The 19283-nt window shown below is 56.7% G+C and carries 31 protein-coding genes and 2 pseudogenes; 22 read left to right on the top strand and 11 right to left on the bottom strand.

Features of this window, described 5'->3' with window-relative positions; translation table 11 throughout:
• On the top strand, positions 1 to 635 hold a 635-nt coding region (locus CQ14_RS21645), incomplete at its 5' end, for a hypothetical protein (RefSeq protein WP_210183167.1).
• 60 nt (positions 636 to 695) lie between these two features.
• Here CQ14_RS21645 and CQ14_RS21640 read toward each other — a convergent pair.
• The 3 genes from CQ14_RS21640 to CQ14_RS21630 all read right to left on the bottom strand — a co-directional run bounded on the left by CQ14_RS21640 (position 696) and on the right by CQ14_RS21630 (position 2780).
• The gene (locus CQ14_RS21640) at positions 696 to 1649 is read right to left on the bottom strand and encodes a hypothetical protein (RefSeq protein WP_057859862.1); all 954 of its coding nucleotides are present in this window, start codon (positions 1647 to 1649) and stop codon (positions 696 to 698) included.
• 100 nt (positions 1650 to 1749) lie between these two features.
• On the bottom strand, positions 1750 to 2325 hold the full coding sequence (locus tag CQ14_RS21635; protein ID WP_057859861.1) for a PIN domain-containing protein: 576 nt from the start codon (positions 2323 to 2325) through the stop codon (positions 1750 to 1752).
• Positions 2322 to 2780 (bottom strand): helix-turn-helix domain-containing protein, encoded by a 459-nt coding sequence (locus CQ14_RS21630; RefSeq protein ID WP_057859860.1) that lies wholly within the window; start codon positions 2778 to 2780, stop codon positions 2322 to 2324. The genes CQ14_RS21635 and CQ14_RS21630 overlap by 4 nt, the downstream gene beginning before the upstream one ends.
• Before the next feature lie 579 nt (positions 2781 to 3359).
• Here CQ14_RS21630 and CQ14_RS21625 point away from each other — a divergent pair.
• Positions 3360 to 3593 carry a hypothetical protein gene (locus CQ14_RS21625; protein WP_057859859.1) on the top strand — a complete coding sequence of 78 codons (234 nt, stop codon included), beginning with the start codon at positions 3360 to 3362 and terminating at the stop codon, positions 3591 to 3593.
• 557 nt (positions 3594 to 4150) lie between these two features.
• Here CQ14_RS21625 and CQ14_RS21620 read toward each other — a convergent pair.
• Positions 4151 to 4429, bottom strand: a complete 279-nt coding sequence (locus CQ14_RS21620) for a hypothetical protein (protein ID WP_057859858.1) — start codon at positions 4427 to 4429, stop codon at positions 4151 to 4153.
• A 160-nt stretch (positions 4430 to 4589) separates the two neighbouring features.
• Positions 4590 to 5523: pseudogene (locus tag CQ14_RS21615) on the bottom strand (IS1 family transposase); the annotation flags it as partial.
• Positions 5524 to 5808: 285 nt separating this feature from the next.
• Between CQ14_RS21615 and CQ14_RS21610 the strand changes: the two are divergent.
• Genes CQ14_RS21610 through CQ14_RS48285 form a run of 3 tightly spaced genes read left to right on the top strand, consistent with a single transcriptional unit; the run spans position 5809 to position 7119 of the window.
• The gene (locus CQ14_RS21610) at positions 5809 to 6255 is read left to right on the top strand and encodes a hypothetical protein (protein WP_156435257.1); all 447 of its coding nucleotides are present in this window, start codon (positions 5809 to 5811) and stop codon (positions 6253 to 6255) included.
• Positions 6230 to 6619, top strand: coding sequence for a helix-turn-helix domain-containing protein (locus CQ14_RS21605; RefSeq protein WP_057859856.1), 390 nt, complete (start codon positions 6230 to 6232; stop codon positions 6617 to 6619). Before CQ14_RS21610 ends, CQ14_RS21605 begins: the two co-directional genes overlap by 26 nt.
• On the top strand, positions 6619 to 7119 hold the full coding sequence (locus CQ14_RS48285; RefSeq protein WP_430650200.1) for a DUF6941 family protein: 501 nt from the start codon (positions 6619 to 6621) through the stop codon (positions 7117 to 7119). The genes CQ14_RS21605 and CQ14_RS48285 overlap by 1 nt, the downstream gene beginning before the upstream one ends.
• On the opposite strand, the gene CQ14_RS21600 is transcribed toward CQ14_RS48285, so the two are convergent.
• Positions 7052 to 7288: a hypothetical protein gene (locus tag CQ14_RS21600; RefSeq protein WP_057859855.1), complete on the bottom strand. Its 237-nt coding sequence runs from the start codon at positions 7286 to 7288 to the stop codon at positions 7052 to 7054. The genes CQ14_RS48285 and CQ14_RS21600 overlap by 68 nt on opposite strands.
• 198 nt (positions 7289 to 7486) lie before the next feature.
• On the opposite strand from CQ14_RS21600, the gene CQ14_RS21595 reads away from it, so the two are divergent.
• Entirely contained in the window at positions 7487 to 8008 is a 522-nt protein-coding gene (locus CQ14_RS21595) for a pilus assembly protein N-terminal domain-containing protein (RefSeq protein ID WP_082649974.1), read from the top strand.
• Positions 8009 to 8127: 119 nt separating this feature from the next.
• Here the strand turns inward: CQ14_RS21595 and CQ14_RS21590 are convergent, their stop codons facing one another.
• On the bottom strand, positions 8128 to 8427 hold the full coding sequence (locus CQ14_RS21590) for a hypothetical protein (RefSeq protein WP_057859853.1): 300 nt from the start codon (positions 8425 to 8427) through the stop codon (positions 8128 to 8130).
• Between the two features lie 429 nt (positions 8428 to 8856).
• Between CQ14_RS21590 and CQ14_RS21585 the strand changes: the two genes are divergently transcribed.
• Together CQ14_RS21585 and CQ14_RS21580 are read left to right on the top strand one after the other, a co-directional pair.
• Entirely contained in the window at positions 8857 to 9222 is a 366-nt protein-coding gene (locus tag CQ14_RS21585) for a hypothetical protein (protein ID WP_057859852.1), read from the top strand.
• A 29-nt stretch (positions 9223 to 9251) separates the two neighbouring features.
• On the top strand, positions 9252 to 9737 hold the full coding sequence (locus CQ14_RS21580) for a hypothetical protein (protein WP_057859851.1): 486 nt from the start codon (positions 9252 to 9254) through the stop codon (positions 9735 to 9737).
• Between the two features lie 49 nt (positions 9738 to 9786).
• Here CQ14_RS21580 and CQ14_RS47870 read toward each other — a convergent pair whose 3' ends face one another.
• Entirely contained in the window at positions 9787 to 10029 is a 243-nt protein-coding gene (locus CQ14_RS47870; RefSeq protein ID WP_347337154.1) for a hypothetical protein, read from the bottom strand.
• A gap of 122 nt (positions 10030 to 10151) precedes the next feature.
• Positions 10152 to 10223, bottom strand: a pseudogene (locus CQ14_RS47865) (ATP-dependent DNA ligase); the annotation flags it as partial.
• On the opposite strand from CQ14_RS47865, the gene CQ14_RS44740 reads away from it, so the two are divergent.
• On the top strand, positions 10197 to 10769 hold the full coding sequence (locus CQ14_RS44740) for a hypothetical protein (RefSeq protein WP_057859849.1): 573 nt from the start codon (positions 10197 to 10199) through the stop codon (positions 10767 to 10769). The pseudogene CQ14_RS47865 and the gene CQ14_RS44740 sit on opposite strands and share 27 nt — an antisense overlap.
• 29 nt (positions 10770 to 10798) lie before the next feature.
• Complete coding sequence (locus CQ14_RS21565) at positions 10799 to 11011, top strand: hypothetical protein (RefSeq protein ID WP_057859848.1); 213 nt, start codon at positions 10799 to 10801, stop codon at positions 11009 to 11011.
• 5 nt (positions 11012 to 11016) lie between these two features.
• Here the strand turns inward: CQ14_RS21565 and CQ14_RS43805 are convergent, their stop codons facing one another.
• On the bottom strand, positions 11017 to 11154 hold the full coding sequence (locus CQ14_RS43805) for a hypothetical protein (RefSeq protein ID WP_156435254.1): 138 nt from the start codon (positions 11152 to 11154) through the stop codon (positions 11017 to 11019).
• Between the two features lie 244 nt (positions 11155 to 11398).
• On the opposite strand from CQ14_RS43805, the gene CQ14_RS21560 reads away from it, so the two are divergent.
• The 5 genes from CQ14_RS21560 to CQ14_RS21540 all read left to right on the top strand — a co-directional run bounded on the left by CQ14_RS21560 (position 11399) and on the right by CQ14_RS21540 (position 14171).
• Positions 11399 to 11653 (top strand): HigA family addiction module antitoxin, encoded by a 255-nt coding sequence (locus CQ14_RS21560; protein ID WP_057860012.1) that lies wholly within the window; start codon positions 11399 to 11401, stop codon positions 11651 to 11653.
• Positions 11654 to 11673: 20 nt separating this feature from the next.
• Complete coding sequence (locus CQ14_RS21555; RefSeq protein ID WP_057859847.1) at positions 11674 to 11940, top strand: hypothetical protein; 267 nt, start codon at positions 11674 to 11676, stop codon at positions 11938 to 11940.
• Position 11941: 1 nt separating this feature from the next.
• Entirely contained in the window at positions 11942 to 12178 is a 237-nt protein-coding gene (locus tag CQ14_RS21550) for a hypothetical protein (protein ID WP_057859846.1), read from the top strand.
• 57 nt (positions 12179 to 12235) lie between these two features.
• The gene (locus tag CQ14_RS21545) at positions 12236 to 12796 is read left to right on the top strand and encodes a recombinase family protein (protein ID WP_057859845.1); all 561 of its coding nucleotides are present in this window, start codon (positions 12236 to 12238) and stop codon (positions 12794 to 12796) included.
• A gap of 598 nt (positions 12797 to 13394) precedes the next feature.
• The gene (locus CQ14_RS21540) at positions 13395 to 14171 is read left to right on the top strand and encodes a hypothetical protein (protein ID WP_057859844.1); all 777 of its coding nucleotides are present in this window, start codon (positions 13395 to 13397) and stop codon (positions 14169 to 14171) included.
• Between the two features lie 116 nt (positions 14172 to 14287).
• On the opposite strand, the gene CQ14_RS21535 is transcribed toward CQ14_RS21540, so the two are convergent.
• Positions 14288 to 15169: a helix-turn-helix domain-containing protein gene (locus tag CQ14_RS21535; protein WP_245320447.1), complete on the bottom strand. Its 882-nt coding sequence runs from the start codon at positions 15167 to 15169 to the stop codon at positions 14288 to 14290.
• A gap of 547 nt (positions 15170 to 15716) precedes the next feature.
• Here CQ14_RS21535 and CQ14_RS21530 point away from each other — a divergent pair.
• From CQ14_RS21530 to CQ14_RS42425, 7 genes are all read left to right on the top strand, one after another.
• Positions 15717 to 16436: a hypothetical protein gene (locus CQ14_RS21530; protein WP_057859842.1), complete on the top strand. Its 720-nt coding sequence runs from the start codon at positions 15717 to 15719 to the stop codon at positions 16434 to 16436.
• 62 nt (positions 16437 to 16498) lie between these two features.
• On the top strand, positions 16499 to 16903 hold the full coding sequence (locus CQ14_RS21525; RefSeq protein ID WP_063800394.1) for a helix-turn-helix domain-containing protein: 405 nt from the start codon (positions 16499 to 16501) through the stop codon (positions 16901 to 16903).
• A 37-nt stretch (positions 16904 to 16940) separates the two neighbouring features.
• Positions 16941 to 17228 (top strand): hypothetical protein, encoded by a 288-nt coding sequence (locus tag CQ14_RS21520; RefSeq protein WP_156435250.1) that lies wholly within the window; start codon positions 16941 to 16943, stop codon positions 17226 to 17228.
• Positions 17225 to 17788 (top strand): hypothetical protein, encoded by a 564-nt coding sequence (locus CQ14_RS21515; protein WP_057859840.1) that lies wholly within the window; start codon positions 17225 to 17227, stop codon positions 17786 to 17788. Before CQ14_RS21520 ends, CQ14_RS21515 begins: the two co-directional genes overlap by 4 nt.
• A gap of 18 nt (positions 17789 to 17806) precedes the next feature.
• Positions 17807 to 18244: a hypothetical protein gene (locus tag CQ14_RS21510; protein WP_057859839.1), complete on the top strand. Its 438-nt coding sequence runs from the start codon at positions 17807 to 17809 to the stop codon at positions 18242 to 18244.
• Complete coding sequence (locus CQ14_RS21505; RefSeq protein ID WP_156435248.1) at positions 18241 to 18504, top strand: hypothetical protein; 264 nt, start codon at positions 18241 to 18243, stop codon at positions 18502 to 18504. The genes CQ14_RS21510 and CQ14_RS21505 overlap by 4 nt, the downstream gene beginning before the upstream one ends.
• A gap of 252 nt (positions 18505 to 18756) precedes the next feature.
• Positions 18757 to 18924, top strand: coding sequence for a DUF3606 domain-containing protein (locus CQ14_RS42425; RefSeq protein WP_082649973.1), 168 nt, complete (start codon positions 18757 to 18759; stop codon positions 18922 to 18924).
• Positions 18925 to 19283: the final 359 nt, after the last annotated feature.

The raw sequence follows: 19283 nt of genomic DNA, 5'->3' as shown, positions 1-19283 counted from the left end.
CTATCGGTTGTGAACGCGCATCAGCGACGCTCCTATTGCGTTTGAGAGGGTGTCCGGCGAAATGCGCCAATCGCGTCCGCGGCCTAAAGACTCCGAATATTGAAGACTCAGTGTTGAAGGAATCGTTTCTCATGAATGTACGGCGTGGATTATGGCGCGCTTGGATTTTCGTGACGGTGCTTTGGTTGATCGGTACCGCCGGGCTCGCCTATCTCGTGATGCCCGATCAGATCGCTCGGAAATACCAATACGTCTACAACATGAGGAAGGATGTTGGGGATCCGAACAAAGTTGATTGGAGCAAGGACTTTTATGCACTGATGCGGTCACCATCAAAGGAACAGCTGTCAGCAACGTTCGACCTTCTAGAATACCAGTATGTCACAAGCTGGAATGAAGACGTGCAAAAAGGGACAATGATTGCTGCGGACTTTCCAGATAGGTCCCGGCTCTATTTGAGCGCACAGCTCACCAAGGAAGATCAGAATTATGTCTCTAAAGCCTTTTGGGATCAGCGTTGGGAGCGGTATGCCAAGGAGGCGGTGCCGTTCGTTGCTGGAGCGATCTTGCCGCCACTAGTGCTGCTTTTGTTGGGAAGCTCCTTGGTTTGGGTAGGACGCGGCTTTCGCACATGATCGTTAGCAGGTGATCCGCTTGAAGGGCTGCGACGGTTTCAAGTCGAACCCGCCTGACTTTCAAAAACGTCCTGTCCGGGCGATTATGTCGTCCAGCATCGCAAACAACGGAGCTGGCCAAACAACTCCATCTTGGGCCGCGCTACTGCTGCGGTCGCGAATGTATTGTGCACTGATCGGGCCGTCGGACTTCAGTTCGCTGTAGATTGTGTTCATTGCCAACAAAAGTTTACTAACCTCTCGTCGGGCTTTGATTTGTCTGCGCCAAGCGAAGGGTAGTCCGAAGGTACTGAGTGCACTCAATAGGACAAACAGGGCAACGCAAATTCCAGTTGTCCATCCAGCGGCAGTTTCGCCAATCCATCCTTTAGAGGCAGCCCACAGTGCCAAAGCGGCGATACCGCCGAGTAAAACCGCGTTGAGTAGCAGCGCGCGCAAGTACCCCAATAAAACATGGCTCTGCTTCAGTGGAGAACGAGCGGGAAAGCCGAACAGCGGCTTTTCATTGAGCATCTCATCGCCGAAGGCGTAAAGCTCCACCGCAATTAGGGCGCGGACAAGGAAACGATCTAGAGCTTGGGACCGGTAAGGCAGCGCCAAGTAGTCGTCGACCGCGCATTCCAGCCCCGAGCGGTCAATGTAAGGGACTTGCTTTGCTCTTATTTTGTGGATGGGATTTGCGGTGTTGTCCCAGAAATTTGGTGACGGGTTGTCCGATCCATCGCGAACGAAAGCATACCGCAACGATCTGACGATCCCTAAAGCTTCATTAAGATTGTCTTCAAAATCACGCGGACCAATATTTTTTGACAGGACGTAATCTGACGCGGCTTTGGCCATTTTCTTGAGGAGAAAACCATAGAGACCCGAATTCTTGTAATCGTCACCGAATTGCGCTTGCAGCTCGTAATGTACGGCTTCGCTGCAAATGTTTTCAAAATGCGACCTTGTAGTCACGTCGGCCAATATGCCGCCAAGGGCGTCGGCGCTTTTCCTATAGTCACCCGCATCCATCGGAAATATCCCCTCCCCTAACTATTACACAACCTGTGCCGCCGTCACAACCATTCGGTGCAGCGCGTTGTCGCGCATCTGTCCAAGAAGGGATGCAAGCTCAATCTGCCAACAGCACACGCACCTTGTCGAGGTGGGATGCGACCATCGGGAGGCCGGCCTTCCTGATTCCGTCGATATAGTCCTCGATGCTGAGAGGCGGATTTTGATAGTGTCTGCGATCCGCGATGGCGGCTTCGGCAACGACACCGGGGTCCAGACCGTCGACGTCCCTGATGAACTCGTCCGGATGTTTGGTGTGGACGCCGTATCGGGTTAGCTCACTGACCGGAAAATCCTTCCCGTTGAAGGTGACGATGGCACTCGCACCGCAACGAATGGCGGCAGCCAGCACATGGCGATCATCCGGATCAGGTAGGTTGAGTGCAGTTATCAACTCCTCATAGCCGGTCACCATCGCATCCGGGACGGCGCGGTCCATGTCGTCTCTGACCTTTTCGAGGCGGGTGACATCGATGCCGGTGTTGTTGCTGATGGCCGTCATCCATTCGCGGTGGATGTCGGCGCTCCATCTGGCACGGAAAAGCCCGCTCAGGGACAATTCCATGAGCAGGCTCCGAAGTCGCGATCCATAGAGAACGTTCGCGTCGAAAATAACCGTGAACGTGGAGATCATGGAAGCTTCAGCGCCTGGGCTTCTGCCACCATGGAAGCAATCGCTTCCCGTCGTGTCTTGTTCGACTTCTCTTTGAACGCCTGAAGATCAGACACAAGGATGCGACGATGAGTGCCGACCTTGCGGTACGGAATCTGTTCTTTTTCGAGCAGGCCCACCAGGTACGGTCGCGACACGTTGAGAAAATCCGCCGCCTGATTGGTCGTCAGCTCAGCGGTGTGCGGGATCACCGAGACCGGCTTACGCTCGGCCATCGCAATGAGAACCTCGACAATCATTTCGACCGCGCGTGCCGGTAGCGGCACCACGATGTCCGCCCGCTCAGCCGCGCGCAGCCGCACGTCGACGCCCGCCAGCGCCACCGAACGAAGCTTCTCGGCCGCTTCTTTCGCGATAACCGCTTCCTCGTCGGTTGCGACAAGCGGCTCTTTGACCTGATCCAATAACGCCAGCATGGCACACTCCCGTTTTTCTGGTTAAGTGCAATATATGCAGCAAATGAAATAAGTGTAAAGAAGGTTCCTGCGCAAGTTAAGCTGTTGAAAAATCACGTATTTGGGATGGAATGGCGACGGATCGGGCGATAAAACGCTCCACCGGCCCCTCCTCGCCTCTACCATAATACCTGGAGACCTCAATGACGACCCATCCTGTCCTCGCGGGCATGCGGCAGTTGATGGGCCATGAGCGACCCGGTGATCCGAGCGCCGGGCAGTCACAGGAGGAGATCGCGGCGTATTACCGGAACGCGAACGAAGGCGACGTTGCCGTGATCCGAGAGACGTATGCGAACCGACTGTGGTTCGTCGTCTCCAAGGTCACCGGCAAGAATCCAGAGAAGGGCCGCATCTATCTAGAGGCGAGCCCCAATCCGGCTATGGCGGCTGCGCCTTTTACATCAAGAGCGGGCGGAACTGCGTCGCCCCAAAGGGGCAATCTGGTCTGGTTATGCCGACGCCGGAGGTGCTGCAGCACGCCGAGAAGTTCCCCCATCAAAGCATGAGCGAGCGCATCGAGATCGTGATCGCCTATCAATGACCGACCCAACCCTCCCCGACAATGGCGCGCTCCATCGCGTCGAGAACGCCAAGATCGACAGCTATGAGACCTACCTGAAGGACAAGCACCGGCCGCCGAGTCGGGGCCGCAACGGACGAGCTTGGCATTCACACGTGATCAAGATCGACGGGCACACCTATTCCTTCCTCGGGCTTGGCTTCCGCAAATGGGCTTACAAGACCGACACCATCAGCTTCGAGTGGCAGTAGGACAGCAGTCAGCGCTGGCGCAACATCAACCCCGACACGTTTGTAGCGCGCGACAGCTATGGGGTGGAGGTTGAGCGAGGATATCGAGGCAGCAAGCCATGGCGAACCGCCACAACACGCACGCCTGTGTCTCGACGTGAGTGGAGGGACTAATGGCTGACCGTGCTGCACGGCTAAGCCCGGCTAACAGGGTCTTGGTTGGGTGGCGCGCGGCGATGGTGGTCTTGCCGACTATTTGCAGCGATGAACCGAACTCGGCGGTCGGTAGTGGGTCAGTTTGAAAAATGACCCCGAAAGAAATCGCTTGGTTAATGCAGACCCTGCGCCATCGACCATCCAAAGTGACGGCTCAGCCCTTCGGCTGCTTCCCGTCTATGGTCAGGCGATAGGTCATCTGGGCGTGGAGGGTAGATAAACTTGCGGCGCTCAGGATTGTACATCTCTACCGTCGTCACGGTGCCCTCTCCCGTGGCTGTATAGCCGCAGGCTTCGAACCATCCGTAGTATTCTTCGACAGTCACGGCGAATCATCCCAGCCCGAAAGTGGCTGGTGACTTTTAGCGCCCTAGGGAGCGCGCCGCAATTTCTGCGGGTACCGGAATTGTGGGTATATAAAACCCACCATTGTTCGGAACCGGAGGCCGCATGAAGACATCCACGTCAATGTTGTGGTTGCTCTTGAACCAACGACTGACCACGGCCGGCAGGTCGGCAACGATGGCCTCACGGTCGGTGTGAGCCATGTACACACCATCAAGCGCGTCGCTAGTGGCCGTATATAGGCCGCTGTTGGAGCGTCGGACTTCTACGGTGATGATTTGGACGTCTGTGTTCATAGCTGACTTTCGCTCTTTAGACGTTAATGTTTGATTAACGATGTGGAGTTCTAAGAGCAGTTTTTTGTTGGCGCGGCGCGCGCTCTGCCAGCCTACGCCTGCACTCTAACGCCATCAACATCTAATAGTTGCAATACAAAAGGTCAACGGCATTGCCGTATCATGATCGGGCCGTTTTGGTATCTATCAGCCAAGCTTGCGACTTGTCCTTGATCCACTGCAAGGCGTCGTATTCGCTTGCAAAACCATAGATGCTGTCCACTTCACCGCCGCGCCACAGAACGCTCACCGAATGGCCCTTACCAATCGCGTATTGACGCACCACGAATTGATATTCCGGCTTGAAGTTCGATAGCTCCCACTGCTCCAGCATCGCAACCAAATCATCCATCTCCCAAAGCTTATCCGTGACGCCCGCAGCCATTGCGGGCGTCACCTTGAGCGTCTGATGGATACGGACGAAGTTGTAGTAGAACGTGTGGAGCGCAATCGCTGCGGCGTGGTTCTCGACCTTCTTTGAGAATGCATTGGTGAGCCGGGTAAAGCGGCGCATGTGCATCCGCATGGTAAGGTTGCTACGCTCAACATAGGAAGTGCTGATGTGCTTCTTGTCGGGAGAGCCGATTTTAGGCTCTTTGCGTGCCCCGATGCACTTTGCCGGGCTGTAGCGTGTTTCGGCCTGAGGGTCTGCGCCGTACAGCTTCACCAGCATGGCGTAATCAACATCATCACCGAATGTAGCGTCCACGGCACTTAGGTACGAGCCGTGACCGTCGCTGGTGAGCTGGGCGCGGCTTGCTAAGCGGCTTCTCAGATCGCCAGTGAACGCCAGAGCGGCATCCAGATCGCGAGAGCCGAGCAACCAGCTAACAATTAGCTTGGTGTCGGCGCAGATGGCTGTCCACGTCCAAACGTCCCCAGCGCTCGCGGGAGCGGCCTTAGCCTTCTCTACGTTGGCGGCCTTGGCGTAAACGAAGCTCCAGATTTCATCCATCTGGACGCGCTTGCACGGCAGGTTCCGAAGCGCCTTGTCCTGATAGGCGGCGCAGGCGTGCCCAGCCTCAACCAGCAACTTCGCAACGGTGTTCTTGCTGNCATCCGGTCAGGCGGGTAACGGCGCGGATCGATTGGCCCTCGCAAAGGAGGTNGCAGGATTTGGGCGCGCGTCCTTCGGTCCAGCTTGTTCATGGCTGGACTATATGACCCTATATTCTTAACGTCAAGCATAATAGGTCAGTTTACGTTGTCACATTTCCCTTTCGCGCGCGGATAGGTAGAGTGAGTGTGACTTTTCGACTCACGTTAAGCATTTCGTATAAGGGTTGTTGACTTGTATGGCAACAGTTATAGATTTGGTCGGGAGAGGTGATCTTTTCAAGTTGGACCCGCAACTGGACCACCCGCAGCAGGAGATGCGCCGCATTTACGCTGGCCCCAAGCTGAGGACATGGATCGAAAATGATTTGCCTGGCCTCGTGTCGGATCGAAATGTTGAGTCTTTGCCCATCCAGCAATTCGACGAATTCGTCGCGCTTTTCTGCTCAGGAGACACGCTTACTTATGATCAACATTTCAAGCCTCTCAATCATGTGGAGGATGGCATTTGGGAACTGAAAACTACTGACCTGCGTATCTTCGGTTGGTTTCCTCAAAAGGACTGCTTCGTCGGAGTGATAGGTGACACGAAGAGGCGCATTATTGATTACGGGCTCTACGGCCCCTATGCGAAGGTGGAAGTAACTCCTTTCAGGAACCAGCTCGACTTAGACCCACCCAAGTTCGTACCGGGAAAAAATCCACATGACGTCGTTTCAGATTACGATTGAACCTCATAAGCGCGCTGCCGGCCGTTTCATTGGGAGTGTTCGCCGTGGATTACAGAGAGCTTATGCTGAGGAAAAAAAGAAGAGCGGCATAAAGCAGACGGATATCGCGCGGGCGTTGGGGGTTCATCGCTCAGTAATCAATCGAGAGCTTACCGGCCTAAAGGACATGACCTTGGGGCGCGTGGCTGAGCTTGCGTTTCTTCTGGGCAAGAAAGCTGTAATCAGCTTCCCAGAAATGGTGCCGGTCGCTGGACAGAATATCGAAACTAGCCGGCCGGCCCTGCGCGTGAAAACTGACTACGCTTTCGAGGAAAAAGGCGAAGAGACTCCCGAATCCGATTTCGAATTTAACGAAGCGGCCTGATGAAGGGCATAAGCGCAGTTGGGATTTTCTGCGAGGATATCCGCCGCGAAGGTCCCGGCAAGGATACCATCATCGGAGCAATGTCCGATACCATTCGGGTCCCAAGCTTCCCTGGGGCCCTTCGCAGGTTGGCAATCTATTACCGCATCAGACTATCTGTTGACGGAAGATTCACAAAACCGATTAAGGTCGATCTTGACGTTCAGAACGACCATGTCGTTGTTGATAACAAGAGTCCCGGACCGATACCGCACGACGTTATTGAGCGCTCTATCGCGAACGCCAAAAAGAATGGGGTGCCTTTCGCAACGATTATTGCGCGGACAGAACTTGCGGAGCCGGTCGAGTTTCCTGGGCCTACAAAATTGGTTGCTGTTCTTCGATACGGGGATCAGAAAGAAGTATGCGGCATACTCAACGTTATAGAGCGCCCTAAGGACGCTTCCAGCGCTTCTCCGCCGCCTTCCGAGCAATCTGAGCCCGCCGCTCCGGCGTCATAGCATCCGCCCGCGCCTTCCCGCCCTTCTTCCCAAGCGCCACCGCAGCCGTGTCCTTGCCCTCTTCCTCGGGCGTGGGATCGCGGTCAGGCTTCTGCCCGGTCGCTATGTCGATGATCGACTTGGCGAGCTGGTTCGGGTCCCTAGGGCGTTTGGGGTGCTTGTCTGTCATGTAGGGCGCTAATGCCTTTTGGGCTGCTTTCTGAGTTTGGCACCCCCTGAATATGCGCTGTTGATTGTCAACATTCCAGCCCGGTTCGGCTGCCACAATCAAACTGACCCACTACCCGGCGGTCACAGATGTTGCGCCAAATCAGCGCTTGTGGATAAATAGCAAAGTAGCCTGCGTTTATTTTTTTAGGGGGTTGTCATGTCGCTTTCAGGAATTTTGCGGTCCTGCGTGATTGCTGCGGTAACTCTGCTGGCTGGCGTGGCAAATGCTCAGCCGCCGCAGGAGATCACCGCAAAGGACACGATTGGGTTCAATGTCGGGCAGACCCGAACGTTCATGTTCGATCAGCCCGTGAGCGAGCTGCGTATCATGGCTGAGGGGATCGCGAGGGCCAGACCGGTAACTGATCGCACCTTTACCATCGAAGCGATGCAGCCCGGCGAAGCTCTGGTGATTGCTTACGCGCCAGACGGCCACATCGTTCATCAAATGAACGTTGCGGTCGCCGGCCATCTGGTGAAAGTGTACGGCTTGCTGAGACCGAGCGCCAGCAGCCCGCTTGGCAAGGGAATGGAATATACCGGCTATATGTGCACGGAAACAGGTTGCGGGCGTGCCAACCCGGATCTCGTGCCAGCCCCTTCCGCGACAACAATATCCGAGACCAAGCAGAAGGGTGACGGCGACAGCGTTACCGAGACAAGGGAGTACCGCCGCTAAACCCATGCAGACCGCGAACACGCCCAACACCAAGGGCCCAACTTCGGGACGTGAAGGCCGCCGCAGGCGGTTTCCTCACCTTCATAATCCAATGTTGGGTCCACACCTCCGACCGTCAATCAGCCCGAAGCTGTCCGGTCGCGATTTTCTTTCGCATACAGATTCTTCGTCGCTTGTCCTGTAATCTGCTTCTCGGCGCGGGATCTAGTCCTGTTTCGCATGATGCCGTAGGCTATAACCAGCCCGAGTACGCCGGCCCCGATGAACCACACGGCGACCGGCAGATGCGATCCAGTTTCGACGGGCTGTCCCTGCGCAAAGAGATTGTCCGGTAAAAAGAGCATTGTGAACAGCGCTAGAATCAACTTCTGCTTCCAGGTTCCCGTCAAAGCTCGCTCGTACGAGGGAATCGAAACCATCTGATGTCGTCCTTCTGGTAGAGAAAGACCAATTGCAGTGCCGCACTTAGGGTTCCTAAGTCGTTTAGGAACATTGAGCAAAATGGCTTGTTCGGTCGTCGGCGGGGCTCGTGGTAAACGCCTGCGGATGATCGCCTTGGATGAAATATCCGATGGCGTTCGCGGCCATGACTAATGCAGCGCTCGCGCCAGCCGCGCCGCCATCAAAAGCCGCGCGGAAATATATCCGTAGTTTTCCGGGTGCCACCAGCGCGCTCGCACACCCGCAATGTCCTTTTGGCCAGTATAAAAAGAACCCGAAGTATCTATTGCGGGTACGCTGTTCTTTAAAACCTCTCAGCCCACTCAGCAAAATCACAAAAATACGTGGGCGGCCCAAACTGCAAAATGGTCGCTCGTTTGGATTCGTCGAAAGGGAGATCAAACCTAATGTCAACATTCAAATCCGGAGTCGCCGCCATGGCGGCTATGATGCTTGCGGCGACGTCTGCGCAAGGCGCCTACTTCACCTATGCGCAATTTGAACAGTTGAGCGTCAATGCCCGCGCCACCTACATCGCCGGAGCCTATGACGCATATACCGGGTTGCACGACGCCGATGAGGCCTCGACACGGCTACAGCAGCATCGACAATCATGCATTAGCAACGCCAGAATGACCAATGTCCAGCTTGCCGAGAACGTCGCCGCCTTCGCGCGCGCACATCCCCAAGTGCAAGCCCAACGAAACGTATTGCCTGCACTCATTGGCTATTTCAATGCGGCATGCGGCTATCCGCCGGGGGAAAGCAAATAGCAGTTTCAATCAAAAAGGAGATCAAACTAGTGACCACGTTTCTCAAATCCGGAGCCGCCGCCGTGGCGGCTATGATGCTTGCGGCGACCTCCGCACAAGCCGACAAGCTGCTGGACGGTGTCAACAATCTAGCCCACGAGCACATGATCTGCGCGGCCTACACCGCCATCGTCACAGCCTGCCTGATTCAGAAAGAGCCGAATGACCCGGCCGTCGCGCAATACCAGACCTACACCGGGAATCTGCTCACGCGCGGTTTGCAGACAGGCAAAGTCGCGGGCGTCTCGCAGAAGGCGGCCGAGGCGCGGATATCCATCGCACGCGAGGAAATGATGGAAGAGATCGAAAAGACTTGCTCCAACATTTCGATCCTGCTGCACAAGCACGCCAATTCCTGCAAAGCCTTGCTTGCTAATGGGCCGGAGCGATTGCAGGCGCTGATTACCGAAGCTGAGAAGGACGCGGCGGCGGCCAAGCAAAAACCTTCGCAGGGAAAGAGGAAACCATTGGAATAATCAAAGAGCGCTGTGATCGCACCATAGGATAGCAATGCCGCGTCTCTTCCTATTTTCCGCGCTGCTGCTCGCCGGCTGCGGCTCGACCCAATCCACCTATCAGGCGCCCGTGGTCGACATGGCCGGCGTCGACCAGAACCGCTACGTGGCGGAACAGATCCAGGCCGATCTCGCCTTGCTCGTATGACGCCAGGTGGATGCCGTCGGCGCGGCGGGCCAGCAGCGCGGCCAGGTTGTGCTTCCGCAGCGAGAACGGCAGCTTGCGATGATCGTCCCCGGCGCCGGCCAGCATGTCGAAGGCGTAGAATTGGACTTCGTCGTCATGCTGACGGGAATGCAGGCGCTCAAGTGCGACCTGCCATCGCCCCCTAGCAGCACCGCCTCCCCGTCCAGGACGAACTGCTGTTGCCGGATTCGCAGCGCGGATTCCACGATCCACGGGAAGCGCTTCGACCAGTCATGACCGCTCTTGGTAAACAGGCGCACGGCCTTGTGCTCGCGGATCACCATCATCCGGTAGCCGTCGTGCTTGATTTCATGCAGTCGAGGCTTGCCGGAACCACGGCGGCCTTGACCGGCAGGGCAAAAAGGCTATCTCTGCGCATGGTTGCAGATAGGCCGTCATGCAAAAAATGCGAGTCCAAAATAGTTTGGATCCGGAATAGGCTTCTGGGTCCGTGGCGGGAGTTGCGTATGCGTGAGATGCCGTCGATCATTCCAGGTGCCCCAGAAGATTACTATATCGTCATCAATGACTTTGGCGCTCTCGGGCAGGCCTTCGTTGAAACCGATCTCGACCACGCCAATTACGAGACGACCGTCAGCGACCTCTTGAGCGGCCAACACTCAGATCCCGTGCGCGTCATCATGTTCAACCCCGAGACCGGTCGCTCGGAAGACGCTTCCCACTCGGTCGCCCAAGAAGTGTTGCGCCGGCTCAGCCTGGAGGATCGGCTGGTCCCAGCCGTGCTGGAAGACTTCATCGACCGCCATGCCGGATCTGATCGGCAGCTAACGTTGCGCTTGCTCTAAGCCGTACTCACATTGCGATTGGTAAGCCAATGATCGACCGCGACGCCATCATCACCGAACTCAGCGAAATCAAAGCCATGATCGCCGATGACAGGCTCAAGGATGAAGATCGCTTCGCGCTGTTCGGTGCGGTGCAAGCCTTGAGTCACGTCCTAGATCCCGATACGTGGCAACCGCCAAGCCAAACCTTCTACAAGCTCGGCGACCGGCCGATCCCATCGCCAAGTGCGAAGCAGCATTAGGGCCGTCAGTTCGCACGTTGAACTTTCCAGTCCGAGACGAATACCGGCACGCCCGGCATGTGGGACCACTCGACAAAGTAACCAAAGCCCACGTTCGGCCCTGACAGCGCGATAGCCATCAGTATCTTCTTGAACGACTCCATTTGCTGCCCCTCCAAGAATCCAAGATCCCAAGCAACAAGGCCGGCATGCTCCTAGTCAAGATGGCCTCATGGGCGATCATCGAAATGATTTTCATGTCCAGACATTGTGGCATGGCGGATTCGTTATGTGTTTACCTTGACTTACGTAGTACGTATGAAGTATTAAAAGCGGCACTGCATTTCAATCGGAGAATCAATCGTGTCGAACAATAGCCACCCCGGCGAGATCCTGGCCAAGGAGTATATGAAGCCGTTGGGGCTATCCGCCAACGCTCTGGCGCGCGCACTGGACGTCCCACCGAACCGCATCAGCTCGATCATCAATGGCTCCAGGTCAATCACCGCCGACACCGCACTGCGTCTGGCGCGCTATTTCCGAACAACGCCCGAACACTGGCTCAATATGAAGAATGCCTACGAGCTGGCATTGGCCCGCGAGGAGAACGGCAAGGAGATCCAGGCCAAGATCCAGCCCGGTCCGAAGATCGCCACGGCATAACGATGTCTCGGCTCGTCCCCATGCCGGCCGATAAGCCCCGCGCCAGCAAGCCACGGAGGGCGGCGCCGGCCGCCACCGCGGTCATCGCGCCCTCGGGCCTGAAAAGCTGGCACACCTGCGCGTTCCTGATCGTCACGGCGTTGATCTGGTACTGGCTGAAGTGGCCGTTCATCATCATCAGCACCCTGGTGGCGGTCTTCGTCGGCCTGTTCTGGCTGGGCCAGCGCTTCCCGCGCACGATGTTTGTAATTGCGAGGATCATCAACGCGCTGCTGATTAGGAGATAACGTGCCCCTCAACATCATCACGAAGGAATCCACCGAGCTGGTTCCGGTGGATGACGTCGTCGCCAACCTGCCGTTCATCGTCCGCCGCGATCACCGCATTGCGGCGGCATTCGCCAAGAAGAACCACGCTGAGGAATGGGCGCAAATGCGCTCGTTCAATGACGAAAGCCGCTTCACCGTGCACACCGCGACGGAGATCCTGTTTATTTTTCAGGACGGCGAGCAAATCCGGGGTTGACGAACTGAGCTGCAGTACGTATTACATACTGCCGACCAACAACCCCGAGAGACTTCAATGATCTATGGATATGCGCGCGTTTCCACCACGGGCCAGACGCTGGCCACGCAGGAGCAGGCGCTGAACGCCTTCGGCGTCGACAAGCTTTACAGCGAGAAGGTTTCCGGCGTGAAGCAGCGCCGTGAGCTGGAGCGACTGCTGGCCAAGCTGCGGCCCGGCGACGTCGTCGTGGTGGCCAAACTGGACCGTCTGGCTAGAAGCACTCTGGACCTGCTGCGGATCGTCGACCAGATCGGCAAGGCCGAAGCCGGCTTCAAGTCGCTGGGCGACAGCTGGGCCGATACCACGACGCCGCACGGCCGGCTGATGATGACGGTGCTCGCCGGCATCGCCGAATTTGAGCGGTCGCTGATTTTGCAGCGTACCAGCGACGGCCGGGCGCGGGCCAAGGCCGAAGGCCGGCATCTCGGTCGCAGCTCGAAACTGTCGGCCCATCAGCAGCGCGAAGCATTGGCGCGACTGGCGGCGGGCGAAGCGACCCGCGTGATCGCCCGCTCCTACAATGTAGCTCATTCCACCATTTCCCGGCTTGCCGACCGGGCGACCGCGACGGCCTGACATGAGCCAGATCAACTTCGTCGAGTAACTGCGGCCAAGGCGCCGAACGACGCTCGGCAATTTGTTGGAGTATGTAACCATTTGATGGCGCGAAGAAAACTCTCCATCCAGCCCCCTTCCACGGGGTCCGCGCGTGTCTGTGGGCCATTCTGACCGTAGATGCTAATGGTGTGAGGGGCAATTTTTTGGGGGAAGGAAATGGAAATAACAATTGGTCTCGTCGTAGTAGTTGTTGTCGCATACTTGATCATTAATGGCCGACGAAACTCCGACCCTCATAATAGAAAGTGTGCGGCAGAGATCTGCGAGTATTTAACAACGTCGCCAGCGCCCGATCCGACTAGAATCCATGCGATCTTCATGAGCAACGCAAGATACCAAGGGCAAGGCTTACACGTCGTCTCAATGATCCCCGTCCTCCTTATGAAAGCTGGCTATCCGAAGGACGTGGCCATGAATGTGGTGCCACTCGTTCGTGCAGTTGCCATGACACTCCCAAAATAGCGACCGCATATAACGCGCCCGTTCTGCACCTCTGATGCGGTGGACACTGAACTGTGTCACCGTGCAGGCTCCCGATTCGTATGAAAGAGCAGCAATGTCGATCTTGCATGTGCCAGACTATTTGATTCTGCCTTACGGGCGGGCGGTGAAGAGCGATCTGCAAAGGATTGCACTGTCGGCAGTCTCCGCGGACGGTCTTTATTTTTCGACCGACGTACCAGTTATTTTCATTAACAAGGCAAAACGCCGGCCGATTTGCCTTGGAGACTTCGATATGCATGTCCGAGAATGGCCGAACACCGCCAAATACGACGACAATGACCAGACAATGCTCGGTCACATGTGCAGTGTTCTCAAATCTCTGAACCCGAACATGACGACATCGGAAGAGCAGTTCTTGGATTTGTATTTTGCAACGCTGAAAGCGTTATCATCGTATGCCAGCGATGAGGACGGATCCTTCCATGTCACCAGGGACCTCGAAATCCCCTTTGATTGGCTTCACCCGCGGCCCAAAAAGAATGACATTTGGCGCGCGCTACTGCCCATCCCCGAACTGCAACTGTATGTTCAAGATCCTTTGGCAGAAACGAAGTCCTACCAACCAGACAATAATTTTCGTGTCGATTACGGCTTTTGGAACGGAGAGCAATTGATTGCTGTTGAAATCGACGGTGCTGAGCCCGCGGGCTACGCGAGAGACATTCGTCGCGACCGTCTGTTACGGAGAGCCGGCGTCGACGTGATCCATATTCTGAACCTTGAGATTGCCAAACACGGGGCTCGTGCCCTGATCGAATTACTGCCACGCAATTTTTTTGGCTTCGATTGGAGTTATGAGGGGTTCCCGCCCGACATCCTTCCATTCTGAACAAAGGCTATCCGTGAAACGAGATTTATCAGGAATGTAGACAGAATGTTGCATTCGGCCGGCGGTGCGTTCGAAGGTGGCATGGTTGGTCTGCTGCCGACCCCGACCATCAAGCATTAGGACCGTCGACCACGCCGCATGGTGTGAGACGGCTTCTCGCTGAACAGCTGCTGATACTGGTGCGTGAACCTGGGGTAATGGATAAAGCCGTGCTCCTTTGCGATGTCCTTGATGAGCAGGTCGGTGTCCATTTCGCTGAGCGCCAGACCGTCGCCAAACCGTAGCCTCGTATGCACGTCATGTAACCGCTTCTGCCGCTGATACGCGATCAGGCCCATGCCCATCTCGTCCTTGAAGGCGCGCTGCAGGCTTCGCAGATCCATGCCGAACCTGTTGGCCAGCTCGGAGTTGTGAACGGGCCGGTCGCTAACATCATTGAGGTATTGTTCAACTGCTCGCACCAGCATCGCTGTTGATTGCTGCATTCTCGGCTTTCGATAGTCGACACGCTCGAACACCGGCCGGATCATCAGATCCAGAAGGGCGCTCCTGAAAAAGTCTGCAGCGCCGGCAGACATCGTCTGGCTTTCCGCGCTGATTTGCGCCAACAACCACTGGAACGTCTGGACTCTGTGGGCAGCGATCACAGGATCGGCGGGCAGCACGGCGCTGGACTGTCGCAACACCACCGCCTCTTCTGCGCCGGGATACGCACGCAGCTCCTCCGGCGTGATGAAGACCGTCGCATAACCATTGGCACCGGAAAAGCGCGTATAGAGTTCTGTGTTGGGCCGGATGATCATGATTTCGCCCGGCGAGATCTCGACCTGATTCATCAATGCCGGCGCGGTGAGCACCGTGCCGATTCCCCATCGATGATCGCTCAAGCTGCCGGTGGTGCGAATGCCACGCGTGAACTCACCAGTCGAGACCCCGACCTCCGAGTCAAACGCCAGGTGCAGCAAGCTTCCGCCCATCTTGCCACGATCAAGCTGCATGATGTTCACGGGCGAATCCTGCACCGCATCACGTAGCACTTCGAAATCAGAAACTGTGGCGCGTTTTACGGTAACAGGCACGTCGGGAACTTACGCATCATCGATTCCATTCTGCTAGCGCCTGTATCGGGAAAAAGACGCACAAACAATCAGACAAAAATTGCAGCGCTGGAATTCTCTGAGCGCATTGCATCGCGCCGCGCTTCTCTTGGTTGAACCGTCGCAATTCGGCAGTTTGCCACGATAGTGCCTCAGTCGATCCACCGAGCATTCGGCAACAAAGATGGCCGATGCCACAAAATCCCGATACACCATTCGTCTATTGCCACTTGGGGCACTTGACTGCGTAATAACAGCGCATCGCGCACCAAATTGGATTCCCAAAAACTTTTGTTCCCAAAAATTTTTGCAAGCCACTGTACAACCGTCGGCGCGTTAATTAGCTTGCACTACCTGCGGTCAACGCAACCACCGGGAGTAAACAAGAAGGACATGCGACGGCGATGGCCCGATGGTCCGCAAGTTCAATTAGGGAAAAAGCGGGACAATGCATCATTCAGAGCTAACTGAAATCGCGACAGCTGAACTGAAGCAGCACGGCATAAAGCCGCAAATCACCCACACCAACGGCGGGCACATCGAAATCGCTTGGCGCGTCGTCCCCGAGAAAGAACTCAGGCGCGTCATCACCTCCAAGACAGGCAGCGACTGGCGCGCTCGGATGAATCTGCGGGCCGAAGTGCGCAGACTGTTACGCGCCGACAACGTGGCGCTGAAGCAGGAGACGAAGCCAAAGAAGCACCCCGAATTGGCCAAGGCGCTGAACCTGCCGCAAGAGGTGGTGCCGCTCCCCGATCAGGTGTCCGCCCTGCGTGGCGAAGTGGCGGACCTCACGGCATTGATGACGCGGGTCGCCAAGGTGGTCGGCTCATTGCGCGACACGGTCGCGGCGCAGGTCGTCCCGCCACCGCCAAAGCCGGAGCCGCCCAGCTCCCGCAGCGTGAAGATCAAGGAGTACCTGTCCCTTGATCGATGGGTTTCGTTGTCGGCGCTGGCGCGCGACACCGGGCTATCGCCCAAGCAGATCAAGCTGAAGCTGGACTACCTTGCGCGGCTAGGCGAACTGACCGTCTACCAAGGGCAGGCGAAACTAAACGCGGTCGAGCCTCGCCCAAAGAAGCCGCGCGGTCGCGCGGCGCACAAGGCAAAGGTGGTGAAAAAAGCAAAAGGCACCAACGGTCATCGCCACCGGATCGCAGCCCCATGACGGGGAAGAATGCAAAACGAACGGCCACCACAAGCCACGCAAGAGCAAGCGGGAAGAGAACCATGGGCAACGCCGCAAAAAAGAAACCGACGTTACGACATCAGCGCGGCACGACACCAGTCGACACCACGCTAGGCCAGCGTATTCGGGCGCGTCGAATGGAAATGAAGATGAGTCAAGCTGAGCTTGGTGACAAGCTCGGCGTGAGCTTCCAGCAGGTCCAGAAGTACGAGAAGGGTGTCAATCGCGTTGGTGCTTCGCGGTTACAGCAGATCGCTCATCTGCTGGATACCGATATGTCCCACTTCATTGATGACATTGGCAGTGGCAAATCGCGACAGCCATCGAAGATCACTGCCTTCCTCGCAACCAAGGATGGACTCGATGTCGTGGAGGCCATGATGCGACTTCCATCGGAACATATTCGCGGCATTGTCGCCCTGGCGCGAACATTGGTGCGACGCTGACGGTCAACGTGTGCATGATGAGACAAGGAACGAACAATTGAGACGATCCGATATCAAAACTGGCTGCTACTACATCGGCGGAAAATGGGCTCGCATCCGGGAAGTGCTTGTCGCCCACGACTGGTCAGTTAGCTGGCGCGACATCGATCCCGAGACCGTGGAGTATATCCCATTTATTGGCGTGAAGGATGGCTCGTGCACGCCCAAGACGTTTGCCGCTTGGGGCAAACGCAAGGTCGAGATCGAGGAAGTTGAGGCGCGACTGGCAATGCCGAAAGCCGAGCGAGTGAAAATCATGGAGTCGATTGAGGGATACTTCCGGTGAGGCAATGCGGTGATTGCCAGCTTTGCTGCAAGCTGCTGCCGGTGCCGCCGCTGCGGAAGAAGGCTGGCGAGCGCTGCCGACATCAGAAGTTCGGCAAGGGCTGCGCTTTGTATCACCGCGCTGGCATGCCGCCCGAATGCGCGATCTGGAATTGCCGCTGGCTCGTCAACGACGACGCAGCGGATCTCTCGCGGCCGGATCGCTCGCATTATGTCATCGACCTCATGCCGGATTACATCACGCTGCAAAACGACGGCGACGGCTACCAGCAGCACATTCAGGTCGTACAAATCTGGTGCGACCCGAAGCATCCCGATGCCCACCGCGACCCGCATCTGCGTGCCTACCTGTCGCGGCGTAGCGACGAGGGCATCGTCGGGCTGGTGCGCTACGGCACCGCACTCGAAGCGATCACGATCATTCCGCCGCAGATGGCGCCGGACGATCAATGGCACGAACTGAATTCGAACGCCTGCAACGTGAAACAAGAGCAGCAGCATTCGCTGACCGACCTAATGGAAGCCATGGGTGCACCAGCCAGGATGGCCGTTACGCCGTAACAGTTGGAGACGTTGTATATGAGTGTTCTTGTGATCCGTCCGGACGAGGAGGCCCAGATCGCAGAAGCGGTCGAGAAGGCCCGGCAGAACCCAATCCCCTGGAAAGCGCTGGAATCAATCGCGGACAAATCGGATACCAACAGCCTGGATCTCGGCGAACGCGCATCGGGTGTTGAAGCGGTACGGCGGCAATATCCGTCGCAACATCTCGCCCTTGGCACTTATCGGGTCGCGCTCTCGTTTGAACAGCAACCCGATGGCCTGTTCCGGCACCTGTCGATCTCATCGGCCAACCGCGGCAAGGTGCCGGGGCTGGAGGTGCTGACGACGGTGCTGGGAGCCTTCGGCTTCACCGGTTGGCCATTGCGGCGACCACATCGGATCTGGATGGAAGAATTCGAACCAGGCCACCACGCTGTCAACGTTGTTGAACTCGAACCACCGCTATCATCATGACGATCAGCCATGACTCTCCAGCACATGGAGGCGACGAGTCTGTGGTGTTCGCCGCGCTCGGCGGCTTCACCTGTTCGATCTGTGCGCCGAACAGCATGGTGAAAGTCGAGATCGAGGATTTCGCTGCAACGCAGTTTCCGGGGCGGTGGGAATCAATCGACAAATCGAAGCTCAAGATGGGATCTCCGACGCCAAATCCGTGCAACCAGGCGCCGGACCGGCGCACGCATTGGTTCATGATGTGGGTCGATTCTCGGTGAGCGCACCAAAAGCCCCGGCTCCGCAGACGGGGGACGGAGGGGACGTGGAGCCGGAGCCCTTGGAGGCAGCCCTTGGAGAGGGCCACGTCGAACGACAGCACCGGGTGGCCACCTCTCGCTACAACAAAAGTTAGTCGCCGCCATCGCGCGGACTTAGGAACAATAAGCTGGTTGAGTCAGTTTGGCTGCCAGAGACGGAATCTTGCGAGCAGCCAAGGGCGGTTGCGTCGCTCCCATCATTGCGAGAGCATCATGATCAAGCGAAGGCCGTACTTTCGTAATTCTTTGGATATGAACAGCAAGGTGCAGGTCAAGGTTTTGCGTCGGCGTCTCAAGCTATCGAACGTTGAGCTGGCCGCCATCGTGCGCAAGACCGGAAATTCGATTTCCGCTATCAGCAAGGAAGCTGCGAAGACGTGAGGGGCGCTTCGTTTGGGGCTAAGTGCATGCACCTGATGCGGCACTACTCCAAAAGTTGGATCAGCTAGTTCTCTTGGCTCCGGCGTCGTGCCAGGTCTAAGGCCTTTCCCGCCGCCTCCTCCGCGTAAGCTAACGCATCATAGGAGCGCGCCAATTCCAGGAAGCTGGCTCTGGTGTGGTGCTCGGTGATGGTTTCTGCCGTTCGTCGAAATTCTTCCGCTCGTTTTCTAAGTTCGTTTGCGTTGGCGAAATGATCCACCCGTATAGACCTCCGCTTTCTCTCTGTAGGACGGGAGATCTATTGAGATCATAGCGTGGCTTTCTGCATTGACCTGCATCAAATTCAAGGTGAGAAAAAT

Origin of the sequence: Bradyrhizobium lablabi (genome assembly GCF_001440475.1) — a bacterium.
Lineage (GTDB): Bacteria > Pseudomonadota > Alphaproteobacteria > Rhizobiales > Xanthobacteraceae > Bradyrhizobium > Bradyrhizobium lablabi.
This window is presented reverse-complemented; position numbering and strand designations above follow the sequence as displayed.

Coding starts and splice junctions, on each gene's coding strand:
- CQ14_RS21510 (WP_057859839.1), top strand. CDS start 17,807: ATGAGTGTTCTTGTGATCCGTCCGGACGAGGAGGCCCAGATCGCAGAA.
- CQ14_RS21590 (WP_057859853.1), bottom strand. CDS start 8,427: ATGGTTTCGATTCCCTCGTACGAGCGAGCTTTGACGGGAACCTGGAAG.
- CQ14_RS21585 (WP_057859852.1), top strand. CDS start 8,857: ATGTCAACATTCAAATCCGGAGTCGCCGCCATGGCGGCTATGATGCTT.
- CQ14_RS21625 (WP_057859859.1), top strand. CDS start 3,360: ATGACCGACCCAACCCTCCCCGACAATGGCGCGCTCCATCGCGTCGAG.
- CQ14_RS21620 (WP_057859858.1), bottom strand. CDS start 4,429: ATGAACACAGACGTCCAAATCATCACCGTAGAAGTCCGACGCTCCAAC.
- CQ14_RS21630 (WP_057859860.1), bottom strand. CDS start 2,780: ATGCTGGCGTTATTGGATCAGGTCAAAGAGCCGCTTGTCGCAACCGAC.
- CQ14_RS42425 (WP_082649973.1), top strand. CDS start 18,757: ATGATCAAGCGAAGGCCGTACTTTCGTAATTCTTTGGATATGAACAGC.
- CQ14_RS21530 (WP_057859842.1), top strand. CDS start 15,717: ATGCATCATTCAGAGCTAACTGAAATCGCGACAGCTGAACTGAAGCAG.
- CQ14_RS21535 (WP_245320447.1), bottom strand. CDS start 15,169: ATGCAGCTTGATCGTGGCAAGATGGGCGGAAGCTTGCTGCACCTGGCG.
- CQ14_RS43805 (WP_156435254.1), bottom strand. CDS start 11,154: ATGGAGTCGTTCAAGAAGATACTGATGGCTATCGCGCTGTCAGGGCCG.
- CQ14_RS21545 (WP_057859845.1), top strand. CDS start 12,236: ATGATCTATGGATATGCGCGCGTTTCCACCACGGGCCAGACGCTGGCC.
- CQ14_RS21540 (WP_057859844.1), top strand. CDS start 13,395: ATGTCGATCTTGCATGTGCCAGACTATTTGATTCTGCCTTACGGGCGG.
- CQ14_RS21525 (WP_063800394.1), top strand. CDS start 16,499: ATGGGCAACGCCGCAAAAAAGAAACCGACGTTACGACATCAGCGCGGC.
- CQ14_RS47870 (WP_347337154.1), bottom strand. CDS start 10,029: ATGCTGGCCGGCGCCGGGGACGATCATCGCAAGCTGCCGTTCTCGCTG.
- CQ14_RS21600 (WP_057859855.1), bottom strand. CDS start 7,288: ATGACAGACAAGCACCCCAAACGCCCTAGGGACCCGAACCAGCTCGCC.
- CQ14_RS21560 (WP_057860012.1), top strand. CDS start 11,399: ATGAAGCCGTTGGGGCTATCCGCCAACGCTCTGGCGCGCGCACTGGAC.
- CQ14_RS21555 (WP_057859847.1), top strand. CDS start 11,674: ATGCCGGCCGATAAGCCCCGCGCCAGCAAGCCACGGAGGGCGGCGCCG.
- CQ14_RS44740 (WP_057859849.1), top strand. CDS start 10,197: ATGACCGCTCTTGGTAAACAGGCGCACGGCCTTGTGCTCGCGGATCAC.
- CQ14_RS21595 (WP_082649974.1), top strand. CDS start 7,487: ATGTCGCTTTCAGGAATTTTGCGGTCCTGCGTGATTGCTGCGGTAACT.
- CQ14_RS21565 (WP_057859848.1), top strand. CDS start 10,799: ATGATCGACCGCGACGCCATCATCACCGAACTCAGCGAAATCAAAGCC.
- CQ14_RS21605 (WP_057859856.1), top strand. CDS start 6,230: ATGACGTCGTTTCAGATTACGATTGAACCTCATAAGCGCGCTGCCGGC.
- CQ14_RS48285 (WP_430650200.1), top strand. CDS start 6,619: ATGAAGGGCATAAGCGCAGTTGGGATTTTCTGCGAGGATATCCGCCGC.
- CQ14_RS21505 (WP_156435248.1), top strand. CDS start 18,241: ATGACGATCAGCCATGACTCTCCAGCACATGGAGGCGACGAGTCTGTG.
- CQ14_RS21640 (WP_057859862.1), bottom strand. CDS start 1,649: ATGGATGCGGGTGACTATAGGAAAAGCGCCGACGCCCTTGGCGGCATA.
- CQ14_RS21635 (WP_057859861.1), bottom strand. CDS start 2,325: ATGATCTCCACGTTCACGGTTATTTTCGACGCGAACGTTCTCTATGGA.